This is a genomic window from Rhizobium sp. G21 (genome assembly GCF_014158035.1).
In the GTDB taxonomy this organism is placed as follows: domain Bacteria; phylum Pseudomonadota; class Alphaproteobacteria; order Rhizobiales; family Rhizobiaceae; genus Rhizobium_E.
In genome coordinates, this window is sequence record NZ_JACFXW010000001.1 from 2,243,945 (window position 1) to 2,256,231 (window position 12,287).

14 protein-coding genes and 2 pseudogenes are annotated in these 12,287 nt (G+C 63.6%); 3 read left to right on the forward strand and 13 right to left on the reverse strand.

What is annotated here, in order from left to right; all coding sequences use genetic code 11:
• Positions 1 to 8: 8 nt before the first annotated feature.
• Positions 9 to 959, reverse strand: coding sequence for a biotin-dependent carboxyltransferase family protein (locus tag H2O14_RS11420; RefSeq protein ID WP_182827748.1), 951 nt, complete (start codon positions 957 to 959; stop codon positions 9 to 11).
• A complete protein-coding gene (pxpB, locus tag H2O14_RS11425; RefSeq protein ID WP_182827749.1) occupies positions 959 to 1,615 on the reverse strand; it encodes a 5-oxoprolinase subunit PxpB in 657 nt (218 codons plus the stop codon). Before pxpB ends, H2O14_RS11420 begins: the two co-directional genes overlap by 1 nt.
• Positions 1,616 to 1,759: 144 nt before the next feature.
• On the opposite strand from pxpB, the gene H2O14_RS11430 reads away from it, so the two are divergent.
• From H2O14_RS11430 to H2O14_RS11440, 3 genes are read left to right on the forward strand one after another with little or no spacing between them, the layout of a single operon-like run.
• Complete coding sequence (locus H2O14_RS11430) at positions 1,760 to 2,518, forward strand: LamB/YcsF family protein (protein ID WP_210275442.1); 759 nt, start codon at positions 1,760 to 1,762, stop codon at positions 2,516 to 2,518.
• A 6-nt stretch (positions 2,519 to 2,524) separates the two neighbouring features.
• Positions 2,525 to 2,956 (forward strand): acetyl-CoA carboxylase biotin carboxyl carrier protein, encoded by a 432-nt coding sequence (locus tag H2O14_RS11435; RefSeq protein ID WP_182827751.1) that lies wholly within the window; start codon positions 2,525 to 2,527, stop codon positions 2,954 to 2,956.
• Entirely contained in the window at positions 2,953 to 3,333 is a 381-nt protein-coding gene (locus H2O14_RS11440) for a hypothetical protein (protein WP_182827752.1), read from the forward strand. The genes H2O14_RS11435 and H2O14_RS11440 overlap by 4 nt, the downstream gene beginning before the upstream one ends.
• Here the strand turns inward: H2O14_RS11440 and H2O14_RS11445 are convergent.
• The 11 genes and pseudogenes from H2O14_RS11445 to trpS form a co-directional block, all read right to left on the reverse strand.
• Positions 3,291 to 4,411 (reverse strand): annotated as a pseudogene (locus H2O14_RS11445) (hemolysin family protein). The gene H2O14_RS11440 and the pseudogene H2O14_RS11445 sit on opposite strands and share 43 nt — an antisense overlap.
• A gap of 11 nt (positions 4,412 to 4,422) precedes the next feature.
• Positions 4,423 to 4,932: an rRNA maturation RNase YbeY gene (ybeY, locus tag H2O14_RS11450; RefSeq protein ID WP_182827753.1), complete on the reverse strand. Its 510-nt coding sequence runs from the start codon at positions 4,930 to 4,932 to the stop codon at positions 4,423 to 4,425.
• A pseudogene (locus H2O14_RS11455) lies at positions 4,932 to 5,900 on the reverse strand (PhoH family protein). The gene ybeY and the pseudogene H2O14_RS11455 overlap by 1 nt, the downstream one beginning before the upstream one ends.
• A gap of 110 nt (positions 5,901 to 6,010) precedes the next feature.
• Entirely contained in the window at positions 6,011 to 7,396 is a 1,386-nt protein-coding gene (gene miaB / locus H2O14_RS11460; RefSeq protein ID WP_182827754.1) for a tRNA (N6-isopentenyl adenosine(37)-C2)-methylthiotransferase MiaB, read from the reverse strand.
• 44 nt (positions 7,397 to 7,440) lie between these two features.
• Complete coding sequence (locus H2O14_RS11465) at positions 7,441 to 8,244, reverse strand: lysophospholipid acyltransferase family protein (RefSeq protein WP_182827755.1); 804 nt, start codon at positions 8,242 to 8,244, stop codon at positions 7,441 to 7,443.
• Between the two features lie 12 nt (positions 8,245 to 8,256).
• Positions 8,257 to 8,688, reverse strand: coding sequence for a Fur family transcriptional regulator (locus H2O14_RS11470; RefSeq protein WP_182827756.1), 432 nt, complete (start codon positions 8,686 to 8,688; stop codon positions 8,257 to 8,259).
• Positions 8,689 to 8,721: 33 nt separating this feature from the next.
• The gene (locus tag H2O14_RS11475; RefSeq protein WP_182827757.1) at positions 8,722 to 9,228 is read right to left on the reverse strand and encodes a GNAT family N-acetyltransferase; all 507 of its coding nucleotides are present in this window, start codon (positions 9,226 to 9,228) and stop codon (positions 8,722 to 8,724) included.
• 232 nt (positions 9,229 to 9,460) lie between these two features.
• Entirely contained in the window at positions 9,461 to 9,961 is a 501-nt protein-coding gene (gene tsaB / locus H2O14_RS11480; RefSeq protein WP_246697366.1) for a tRNA (adenosine(37)-N6)-threonylcarbamoyltransferase complex dimerization subunit type 1 TsaB, read from the reverse strand.
• 8 nt (positions 9,962 to 9,969) lie between these two features.
• Positions 9,970 to 10,533: a NifU family protein gene (locus H2O14_RS11485; RefSeq protein WP_182827758.1), complete on the reverse strand. Its 564-nt coding sequence runs from the start codon at positions 10,531 to 10,533 to the stop codon at positions 9,970 to 9,972.
• Between the two features lie 154 nt (positions 10,534 to 10,687).
• Complete coding sequence (locus H2O14_RS11490; protein ID WP_182827759.1) at positions 10,688 to 11,179, reverse strand: universal stress protein; 492 nt, start codon at positions 11,177 to 11,179, stop codon at positions 10,688 to 10,690.
• A 32-nt stretch (positions 11,180 to 11,211) separates the two neighbouring features.
• Positions 11,212 to 12,276: a tryptophan--tRNA ligase gene (gene trpS / locus H2O14_RS11495; protein ID WP_182827760.1), complete on the reverse strand. Its 1,065-nt coding sequence runs from the start codon at positions 12,274 to 12,276 to the stop codon at positions 11,212 to 11,214.
• Between the last annotated feature and the right edge of the window lie 11 nt (positions 12,277 to 12,287).

The window sequence follows — 12,287 nt, forward strand, 5'->3', positions numbered from 1 at the left end:
TCAGGTCTTCAGCGCGAGCGGCGCGAGATGGGCGATTTTTGTTTCAAACATCCGGGCGGCGCGCGTTCGGCGGCCAGCGCTTCCGCGCGGTCCACGAGGCGAAAGCGCAGCCGGTCGCCGGCCCGGGCCTGGGCGAGCTTCCAGTGATCGGCGCCGATGACATGGGCGATCTTCGGATAGCCGCCACAGGTATTGGCTTCGGCGAGCTGGATCACCGCCTGTCCCGAGGGCGGCACCTGCACCGTGCCCGGCATGATGCCGTGGGAATGCAGCTCGAGCCTGCGCGTAAGGGTCAAGAGCTCGCCCTCCAGCCGCATGCCCTGGCGATTGCTTTGGCGACTGACGACGAAGTCGGAGCCGAGTAGAACTGACAGGGCTTCGTCGGCAAAATCAGCATATTCGGCGCCGGCCATGATGCGCAACAGCGCGGGATCGTCGCGGCCGAGCAGCTCTGAGTCGAGGCCATGGCCGGCGGGTTGTTTCGCGCGGATGCGGCTGGGGCCGAGCGCGAGGCGGTCGCCGCGCTTCAGCGCCCTGCCTTCAAGCCCGCCAAAGCCGCTCTTCAAATCCGTGGCGCGGGAGCCGAGAACGAGCGGCAGGTTAACGCCGCCGGAGAAAGCCAGCATGACGCGGGCGCCCGAAAGGGGAGCGTCGATGCGCAGTTCGCCGCCGGCCTCAGCCTCACGCGCCCACCAGGCGGGAAAGCTGCGATCGCCGAGCCGAGCATTGGCGAACGCGCCCGTCATCGCCACGAGACAGGGCGCAGAAAAACGCAGGCGGAACGGGAAGACGGCGATTTCCAGCCCTGCCGCGCCAGCCTCATTGCCAACAAGCAGATTGGCCGCCGTCAACGCTTGCCGGTCCATGGCACCGCCGCGGCCAACGCCCTGATCGAGATAGAGGGGACGGCCGAGATCCTGGACGCTGTTCATCAGGCCGGAGGTGAGGATTTCGATCATCACCGCGCCTCCGGCACGAAGCGCAGGCGATCACCGGGGGCGAATAGAGCCGGCCTGTCGCGGGTCGCGTCGAACAGGCTCAGATCGGTGCGGCCGAGAATATGCCAGCCGGAGGGCGCGGTGACCGGCATGATGCCCGCCTGCGCGCCGCCGACAATGACGGAGCCGACCGGCACACCATCGCGCGGATTGGACAGGCGCGGCGCGGCCAGTTGCGGATCGAGCCCGGAGAGATAGACGAAGCCCGGCATGGCGCCGACGGCGGCCACCGAATAGAGCGGCGCCGTGTGGCGCGCGATCACTTCGTCTGCCGTCATGCCCTTGGCGCGGGCGAAGTCTTCGAGATCGGGCCCGTCCTCGCCGCCATAGCGGACCGGCACATCGCGAATCACGCCCTGCCTTGCGGAACCCGCAACTCGCCAGCCTGTCAGGATATCCGCCTGCAGTTGGTCGACGTCCGTCAGAAACGGATCGAAGACGAGCAGCAGGTTGTTCATGCCCGGCACCGTCTCGATCATGCCGGGGAAGGCGCGAAGGCCTTCGGCCAGGGCCCAGATCTTCTCCTGCACTGCGTCGGAAAAGGCGCCCATCGCGCCGTCGATCAACAGCGCGTCGGGTCCTTCGAAGGACAGGCGGGGCGGGTTTTCCTCGAGCATGAATGTTCCTGTGTCTCCTCATCTGATATATCAGTTGAGGAAGCTTGCCTACTGGGGCGGAGAAGATTCTTTGTCGCAGGGACGATGACGATGCTGCGGCGGCATGCTTTAAGAGGCGGCGGAGACGCAAGGCAGGAGACGGCGATGAAGGTGGACCTCAATTCCGACATGGGCGAAGGCTTCGGCGCCTGGAAGATGGGCGACGACGCAGCCATGCTCGACATCGTCAGCTCCGCCAATGTCGCTTGCGGACTGCATGCCGGCGATCCCGAAGTGATGGCCAACACATTCAGGCTGGCGAAGGACAAAGGCGTGACGGTGGGCGCGCATCCCGGCTATCCCGACCTCTGGGGTTTCGGACGCCGCAACATCCCCTTCACCATTGGCGAGACGGAGCGGCTGATCGCCTATCAGATCGGCGCGGCCCAGGCGATGGCGGCCTATTCCGGTCATGCGATCCGCTATGTGAAGCTGCATGGAGCGCTCGGCAATCTCGGCCAGCAGAACCGCGACGTCGCGCTCGCCGCCTGCCGGGCGATCAAGGCTGTCGATTCCCGTCTCATCTGCCTGACCATCGCGCTCGGGGAAATGGAGAAGGCTGCGGACGAAATGGGTCTCGCTTTTCGCTCGGAGATCTTCGCCGACCGCGCCTATACCGATGAGGGCTTCCTCGTCGATCGCCGCCTGCCCGGCGCGGTGCTGCATGAGCCCGACGAGATCGCGCGACGAATTCTTTCGATGCTGGAGGCGGGTGCGATCGAGACGGTGACCGGCAAACGGCTGAAGACCGCGATCCATTCGATCTGCGTGCATTCCGACACGCCCTCGGCCGTCGAGATCGCGCGTGCGCTTCACCAGTCGCTGGAAGGCGCCGGCGTCACAATCCAGTCTTTCGTGGAGTAGGCCCAGATGGATTTCGACCTGATCGACCGGCTGATGCGGATGCTCGAAGCCTCCGATCTCAACGAGCTCGACGTGACCGAAGGCGGCATGCGCATAAGGCTGGTGAAACAGGCGTCGGAGGCCGAGCTTGCTTCGTCGCCAAAGCCTTCGGCCGCCCCTCGAGCGCCCGCGTCGACGGCGGATATGCCGAGCGGGACGCGACGGATCAAGGCCGGCATGGCCGGGACCTTCTATCGCTCGCCCGCGCCCGGCGCGAAGCCTTTCGTGGAGGCAGGCGACCGGGTGCGCGACGGCGACCAGATCGCCATCATCGAGGCGATGAAGCTGCTCAATCCCGTTGAAGCGGAGTGCGACGGAGTCGTCACGCAGATCATGCCCGCCGATGGCGACGGCGTCGAGCCGGGCACGCTGCTGTTCACGATCGAGTCGGAGACATGACCGACCGCAAGGTGGAGCGCAGGCTGATGCGGATGATGGCCGCGCGCGGCATCGGCGCGATGACCTATCAGGACGGACAGACCGATCTGACAATCACCCTGCCCGAAGATCTGATCGGCGCTGTCAGCGCGCCGCAGGCGGGGCGCTTCACGCTCTGGACGCCCGGAGGCGCGGAGCCCACCTTCCCGCGTAGGGTCGCGGCGGGCGAAATCCTCGCCTGTCTGCGTGTGGGGCCGCTGCTTCTGCCCGTTTCGGCTCCTGCCGAAGGAACCTGCCCTCCCCGCTCGCGGAGGAAGGCGATCTCGTCGGTTTTGGCGAGCTGCTATTTTGACGATCAGCCGGCGGGCTGTTCAGCAGCGTCCGCCGCGCCGGATTGATCCGCTTCTTCGCGTGTCGGACGGCGGCGCACGGCGGCGCGGGTGATGCGCACCTTCTTGATGCGGCGCGGATCGGCGTCGAGCACGTGGAACTCGAAGCCCGGCACCGCCTGCACCACTTCGCCACGCGCGGGAATGCGGCCGAGTTCGGCGAAGATCAGACCGCCCAGCGTATCGACTTCGTTGACCTGGCCCGACACGTCGAAATCCGAGCCGATCGCCTGGGCGATCTCTTCGAGTTCGATGCGCGCGTCGGCGATGAACACGTCGTCCGACTGGCGGATGAACAGGATTTCCTCGTCGTCGTGCTCGTCTTCGATGTCGCCGACCAGCATTTCGACGATGTCTTCCAGCGAGACCAGACCATCGGTGCCGCCATATTCGTCGATGACCAGCGCCATCTGGATGCGCTCGGCTTGCATCTTCGCCATCAGTTCGGAGGCCAGCATGGAGGGCGGCACGAAGAGGACCGGACGCAGGATTCCGGCGTCCTCGATCGACACGTCGGTATTGATGCGGCCGAGATCGAAGGGTTTGGCGGATTTGGACGTCCGCGGCGCGGGCGCGCCTTCGACGGCCGGCTGCGCGGCGGATTTCGGCGCGGCGCGGCGGCGCTTGGCCTCCTTGATCATATAGCCCATGAGGTCGCGTATATGGACCATGCCGCGGGGATCGTCGAGCGTTTCGGCATAGACGGGCATGCGCGAACGGCCGGTCTCGTGAAACATCAGCATGAGATCGCCGACGGAGCGGCTGTGATCGACCGCTTCTATTTCGGCGCGCGGCACCATGACGTCCTCCACCCTCACTTCGCGGAAGCGCAGGGTGTTCTTGAGCATGGCGCGTTCGATGGGGAAAATCCAATGCTGGCGCTCTCTTCCGTAGCCAGCACATCCGCGAGATCCTCGCGAAGACTATGCGCATTCTGCGGGCGCAGAATTCTCGCGACCTTTGCCCAGAACGATTGTCTGGGCGCGGTGGTACTCTCGCCTTTTTGCGCGTTGGAACTGTCCTCGGCGGATTTGACCGCCGAAGCGCCGGAGTCGGTCTCGCTGGACCGTGTAGAATATTCGTTCATTGCCTCAACTGTCAGTTCCGGTCGTCATCCCCATAGGGATTTTCAAGGCCAAGCTCCGCAAGTATGCGGATCTCCAGACCTTCCATGACCGCCGCTTCCTCTTCCGTCATATGGTCATAACCAAACAGGTGCAGGAAGCCATGCACCAGAAGATGGGTCAGATGATCCTCGAATGCAACGCCGAGGTCAAGGGCTTCGCGCCGCAAAGTTTCCTCGGCGAGGATGATGTCCCCCAGCATCGGTCCGGGCTTGCCGCCCGGCGCAAGCGGAAAAGCCGGGAAAGACAGGACATTGGTCGGCTTGTCCTGTTCGCGCCATTCCGCGTTGATCTCGCGGATCGCCGCATCGTCGGTGAAAACGAGCGAGACTTCGACAGGCTGCTTCGGAAAAGGCTGGCGCTCCTTTTCAGCCAAATGCGTCGCCGCATGCTCGAGCACGCGGTGGGCAAAGGCGGCCAGAACCTCTTCGGTCTGCCAATCGCCCTCTTCGAGCGACAGCTGGATATCGAGACGGTCGGACATCAGTTGTCGCGACCGCTGTCGACGGCGCCTTCGGCGTCATAGGCGCGGACGATGCGGGCGACCAGCGGATGACGCACGACGTCGACATCCTTGAAGCGCACCACGGAAACGCCTTCGACAGAATGCAGGATCTGCAGCGCTTCGACGAGACCGGATTTCATGCCGCGCGGCAGGTCGATCTGGCTCGGATCGCCGGTGACGATCATCCGGGCATTGTCGCCGAGACGCGTCAGGAACATCTTCATCTGCATCGACGTCGTGTTCTGCGCCTCGTCGAGAATGACGGCGGCGTTGGCCAGAGTGCGGCCGCGCATGAAGGCGAGCGGCGCGATTTCGATGACGCCGGCGGTGATCGCCCGCTCGACCTTATCGCCGGGCATCATGTCATAGAGCGCGTCATAGAGCGGCCGGAGATAGGGATCGACCTTTTCCTTCATGTCGCCGGGCAGGAAGCCCAGACGCTCGCCGGCTTCGACGGCCGGGCGCGACAGGATGATGCGATCGACGGCGCCGCGCTCCAGCAGCTGAGCGGCGTGGGCCACCGCCAGATAGGTCTTGCCGGTGCCGGCGGGCCCGACGCCGAAGACGAGTTCGGAGCGCTCCAGCGCCCGCATATAGGCGTCCTGGTGGGCGTGCGCGCGACGATGGTCTTCTTGCGGGTCGAGATCTGGCTCATGGTCAGCTTCGCCTTTTTCTCGAGCGCGGGAAACACCAGCTGGTCGTCGGCGGCCTGGGCCATGCGCAGCGCGCCTTCGACGTCATTGGCCTCGATCTGGCCGCCGGTCTGCAGCCGGCCATAAAGATAATCCAGCGCGCGGCGGGCGATATTGGTCGCCTGCACGTCGCCGGTGATCGACACAGTATTGCCGCGCGCGCGCGTCGATCTGGAGCCGATCCTCGATGAGTTTGAGGTTCTGGTCGAACTGGCCGAAAAGCTCGCTTGCGAGGCGGTTGTTCTCGAAGGTCAGGACGAAGTGATTGGCGTCTGCCGGGGTCGCTTGGGCTGGCGCTCGTGGGAAGACATCGCTTCGGGTCTCGTCAAACCGCCTTGCTCCTTTTCATCGCCGGCGCCGGTCTGTCATGCGGGATCCGCGTGGAGACTGTTGGTCCCGGCCTTGGTGATTCGCACGCTGATAATGTCACCGATTTTCGCCGGGTTTGCATCAACAATCACCGGCAGCAGCCAGGGCGACCGGCCGACCATCTGGCCCGGAAAACGGCCCGGCTTCTCCATCAGCACATCCATGGTCTGGCCGACCAGCGACTGCTGGAAGGCGGTCTGCTGCGCCAGCAGAAGCTTCTGCAAACGCTCGAGACGCTCGGCCTTCACCTCTTCCGGCACGTGATCGGGCAGATCGGCGCCCGGCGTGCCGGGGCGGGCGGAGTATTTGAACGAGAAAGCGGAGGCGTAGCCGACGCGCTCGACGAGCCGGATCGTGTCCTCGAAATCCTCGTCTGTTTCCCCAGGAAAACCTGTGATGAAATCGCCCGACAGCGCGAGATCGGGACGGACGGCGCGAATCTGGTCGACGAGACGGATATAATCTTCCGCCTTGTGGCGCCGATTCATCGCCTTGAGGATCTTGTCGGAGCCCGCCTGCACCGGAAGATGCAGATAGGGCATCAACTTGGGAAGGTCGCGATGCGCCTCGATCAGGCGCATATCCATGTCGCGCGGATGCGAGGTGGTGTAGCGCAGCCGGGCGATGCCGTCGATCTCGGCGAGATGATAGAGCAGATCGCCCAGGCCCCAGGCCTTGCCGTCGGGACCCTCTCCATGCCAGGCGTTGACATTCTGGCCGAGCAGCGTGATTTCGCGCACGCCGGCGTCGACCAGGCGCCTGGCTTCGACGAGCAATTGCGAAAGCGGGCGCGACACTTCCGAACCGCGGGTATAGGGAACCACGCAGAAGGTGCAGAACTTGTCGCAGCCTTCCTGTACGGTGAGGAAGGCGGAGACGCCGCGGGCGAGCGTCTTTTCCTTGTTGATGTCGGGCAGATGCTCGAACTTGTCCTCGACGGCGTATTCCGTCTCGATCACCCGCTGGCCGTTGTCGACCCTGTCGAGAACATCGGGAAGACGGTGATAGGTGGTGGGACCGATGACGAGATCGACCACCGGGGCGCGGCGGATGATTTCGGCGCCCTCGGCCTGGGCGACGCAGCCTGCGACGCCGACCTTGAGATCGGGCGCGCCGGCTTTGGCGCGCTGGCGCTTCATCTTCTGCAGACGGCCGAGTTCGGAATAGACCTTCTCGGACGCTTTTTCACGGATGTGGCACGTGTTGAGAAGCACGAGATCGGCGTCCTCGACCGTATCGGTCGGCTCATAGCCCTTCTCCGACAGCGCATCGGTCATGCGCTGGGAATCGTAGACATTCATCTGACAGCCATAGGTCTTCACGAACACCTTGCGGGTGTTGGCGAGCGGCTTCTTTTCAGGGCTTTCAACGATCTGGTCCATGCCGGCTCTTTAGTGCCTTTCGACCGAAAATGGAAGCGCCGGCGTCAAAGGTCGCGCACGGCGCGATCGCGCAGGCACTCTTCCATCAGCCGGCGAATCTCGCTTTCGGCCTGGATCGCCAGCGCCTTGCGGTTGGTGGCAGTCGTCACCTCGATGGGCGGGCCGAAATTGACCTCGGCGTCGATGGCGCCGGTCTTCAGGACGCCGATCAGATGCGGCAGCAAGTCGATATCGCCGGGCCAAGCGGCGACGGGACGGTGATAGTGCCCCATCGGCATGCCATGGATGCGCGTATAGGCGATGGCGGCGGGCTGGACGTCGACCATGCCGGTGGGCGATGTCTGCGCCGCAGACGTCGCGGCGGCGAACAGCGTGGATTTGGTGACGAGAAGGCGATTGCCGTCCGAAGTCGTGCCTTCGGGAAACAGCACCACCACCTCTCCGGCGTTGAGACGATCGGCCATGTCGTTGGCCTGATCTTGCGACCTTCGCTTCTGTTCACGCTCCACGAAGACGGAGCGCTGCAATCGGGCGAGCAGGCCGAAGATCGGCCAATCCTTGACTTCGGCCTTGGCGACATAGGTGACGTCCGCCACCGAGCCCATCACGAGGATGTCGAGCCAGGAGGAATGGTTGGACACCACCAGGAGCGGCCTGCGGCCGCCGAGCTTTCCCTTGACCTCGACGCGGATGCCGACCGCCCAGAGAGCGGCGCGGTGCCAGAGGCGCGGCAGGCGATTGCGCCAATGATGGCCCGTGGCCAGAAAAGCAAGTTGAAACGGCAGGAGAAGCAAGGTGACGATGAAGACGCCCAACAGGCTAACAGCGATCCGAAGCCAGGCGACCATAAAATCTACGCCTCAGCCTTGATCGTCGCGATTGAGCGGAATTCCATAAAGCTCAAGGCGGTGATCGACGAGCTTGAAGCCATGCTCGCGGGCGATCCGCTCCTGCAGCGCCTCGATCTCGGGAGAGTGGAATTCGATGACGCGGCCGGTCTTGAGATCGATCAGGTGGTCGTGATGCTCTTCCGGAACCGTCTCATAGCGCGAGCGCCCCTCGCGGAAGTCATGCCGCTCGATGATGCCGGCGTCCTCGAACAATTTCACCGTGCGATAGACGGTGGCGATCGAGATGCGCGAATCGACCGCCGACGAGCGGCGATGCAATTCCTCGACATCGGGATGATCGGAAGATTGTTGCAGGATGCGCGCGATGATTCGCCGTTGGTCGGTCATCCTGAGGCCGCGTTCGGCGCAGAGTTCCTCGAGCGTGCGCGTGATATCCGCCATGACCGCGATCCTTCAGCTAGTTCGGCTGAGGAACTAGCGAAGATCAAGCCGCATGACAAGCGCGGTGGACTTGCCGCCCTTGCCGTCGGCGTAATAACCCTTGCGTTCGGCGATCTGCAGGAAACCCAATTTACGGTAGAGAGCCAAGGCTGCGACATTGCCCTCGTCGACCTCGAGGAAGATGGTTTCCCCGCCCCGGGCGCGGGTTTCGCGCATGGCGGCCAGCATCAACCGCCAGCCGAGCCCCTGGCGTCCGAATTTGTCCGACACGGCAATGGTGAGGATTTCCGCTTCGCCCGCCGCCTCACGGGCCAACACGAAGCCGCCCAATCCTTGGCTCGGACCGCTGGTGACGCGGGCCGAAAAGCCGAAAACGGTGTCTTGGGTCATCAGCGAATGAAATTCGCCATCGCCCCAGCGGCGATAGAAGCGCTCGCCATGCAGGCGAGAAAACTCATCGCAATCAGCGCTTTCAGCAGGAAAGATATCGAATTCGATTTTCCGGGCGAAGAGATTCTCAAGAAAAGCGCCTGGTTTCATGGCTCCCATCCATGCATGCGGGGTATCAGGAGAGTGAGCTTAAGCTCAACTTCTTTAGAAAACCATACCGCTCGACTTGCTCAAGCATGCTGCACTGCAAAACCAATTTGCGGCCTTGCATCAGCGCCCCGGATATAAAGGGGCGAAGCTTGTTCATCCTGTTCGGCGCGCGATGCGATGCGGCCGATCGCGGCGAGCGGAAAGGCGTCGGGACCCGTTGCATCCCCACCGGTCAGCAGACCCGCGCCGGAACCAATGGTGATCGCGTCAAAACGCGACGCGGCTGCCGCCGCGCCCGCATAATCATAGGAAGCGGGCTCGGTGAGCGCTTCCCCAGCGGAGAGAAAATCTGCGCATAGACTTCGTCGCGCTTGGCGTCGAGCACCGGCATCACCGGTGTGGGCGGGCCGATTTCCAACGCGCTCTCCGCGACGATCCTCAGCGTCGAGACGCCGACCACGGGCTTGCCCAATGCGACGCCGAATCCCCGCGCCATGGCGACGCCGACGCGGATGCCGGTGAAGGAGCCGGGGCCGATGGTCACGGCGATGCGATCGAGACTCGCGAGCGGCACGCCCGATTCGGCGACGACCTCATCGACCATCACCGGCAGAAGTTCGGCATGGCCTTTGCCGATCGTTTCCGACCGCGCGGCCATGAGACTGCCGTCCTCGGCGTCATAAATGGCGGCGGCGCAAACGGGCCCGGAGGTGTCGATAAGAAGCAGGCGCATGCGGACGATCAGACGGCCTCGACTTCGCGCACTTCAGGAATGAAGTGGCGAAGCAGATTCTGCACGCCGTGCTTCAGGGTGGCGGTGGACGACGGGCAACCGGCGCAGGAGCCCTTCATGTTGAGGAAAACGGTGCCGTCGCGGAAGCCCTTGAAGGTGATGTCGCCGCCATCCTGGGCCACAGCCGGGCGCACGCGGCTCTCGAGCAGTTCCTTGATCGTGTCGACGATGGTGATGTCGGCGGGATCGAAGAATTCGCCTTCGCTGTCTTCCGCCTCGGCGGAGCGGGCGCCGCCCATGATCGGCGCGCCGGACATGAAATGCTCCATGATGGCGCCGAGAATAGCCGGCTTGAGATGCGCCCAATCGGCGTCTTCCTTGCTCACGGTCACAAAATCATAGCCGAAGAACACGCCGGTGACGCCGCGCACCGAAAACAGCCGCTCGGCGAGCGGCGACTGGGCCGCATCCTCGGGGCCGCGGAAATCGGCTGTGCCGGTTTCGAGCACGACGCGGCCGGGAAGGAATTTCAGCGTTTGCGGATTGGGCGTAGCTTCGGTCTGGATGAACATGTCGGGCTCCTTTGGTCCTCGCCGGTCAAGACGGCGGCACTTTAGAATGGTTTTAAACAAATAGGCTGTTTGGCGGCCGATCGCAAGCGATATGCGCTTGAAACCAGCGTCAAACAAGGTTTGCCGTCTCAAGTTTTCGCGATCTTTCGCCGCGTCAGCTCAGCGCGTCGATATCTTCGTCGGTCAGGCTGTCGGGAATGATGGTGACGGGAATGGGGAAAGCCGCGCCGCGACCGGCCACCTGCTGCACCAAAGGTCCCGGGCCTTCCTTGCCGCTGCCGGCGGCGAGGACGAGAATGGCGATGTCGCGGTCGTCTTCGATCAGTTGTAGAATCTGGTCCGACGCCTTGCCTTCACGAATAACCAGTTCAGGCTCCGCGCCGATCTCGTTGCGCACCCGCTGGGCGATGGTGGCCATGACGGTTTCTGCCTCTTCACGGGCTTCGGCGCGCATGATGTCGCCGACGCCGATCCACTGGTTGAAGTCGGCGTCGGAGACGACATAGAGGAGCACCAGGCCGCCGCCGGAATTCTTGGCGCGCATGCCGGCGTAACGCACGGCCCGGCCGCATTCCGGAGTATTGTCGATCACCGCCATGAATTTGCGGCGGTGACCCTCAAGCCTCGATTGTCGCTTGGACACCATGATGTTCCGCTCCCCCTCAACAGGGCCCAGACTTAGCGCAGAAATCCGACGATGTCGCGCACTTCGTTCATGGTGACTTCAGCCCGCGCCCGCGCCCTTTCGCCGCCGTCCCGGAGGATGGCGTCGATATGGGTCGTGTCCTCCATCAGACGGCGCATTTCACCGGTGATCGGCGAGAGAGTGTTCACGGCGAGATCGACCAGCGCCGGTTTGAACACCGAGAATTGCTGGCCGCCGAACTCGGCGAGCACATCAATCTTGCTCTTGTCGGCCAGCGCCGCGTAGATGCCGACGAGATTGTCGGCTTCCGGGCGGCCCTTGAGGCCGTCGATTTCGCTCGGCAAACCATCCGGATCGGTCTTGGCCTTGCGGATCTTCTTGGAGATGGCGTCGGCGTCGTCCATCAGGTTGATGCGCGAGAGATCGGAGGGATCCGACTTCGACATTTTCTTGGAGCCGTCGCGGAGCGACATGACGCGCGGCGCCGGCCCGTCGATTAGCGGCTCGACCATCGGGAAATAGGCGTGCACGGGCTCGTCGCCCACGGTGATGTCGATCCCGACACCGGCCTTGCGGATATGCTCGGCGTAATCGAGATTGAACTTCATGGCGATGTCGCGGGCGAGCTCCAGATGCTGCTTCTGGTCGTCGCCGACGGGCACATGCGTGCCGCGATAGACGAGAATATCGGCGGCCATCAGGCTCGGATAGGCGTAGAGGCCGAGCGAGGCCTGCTCGCGATCCTTGCCGGCCTTGTCCTTGAACTGCGTCATGCGATTCATCCAGCCGATGCGGGCGACACAGTTGAAGATCCACGCCAATTCGGCATGCTGCGGCACGGCCGACTGATTGAAAACGATGTTCCTCACCGGGTCGATGCCCGAGGCGATGAAGGCGGCGGCGATGGAGCGGATCTGGCCGCGCAGGTCGTCATGAACGAGCTGGGCCGTCAACGCATGCATGTCGACGACGCAATAGACGCAGTCGTTGCCATCCTGCAGCGCGACGAATTTCCGGATGGCGCCGAGATAGTTGCCGAGATGCAGATTGCCGGTGGGCTGCACGCCGGAGAAGACGAGTTTCTTGAATTCGCTCATGATCGACCTCA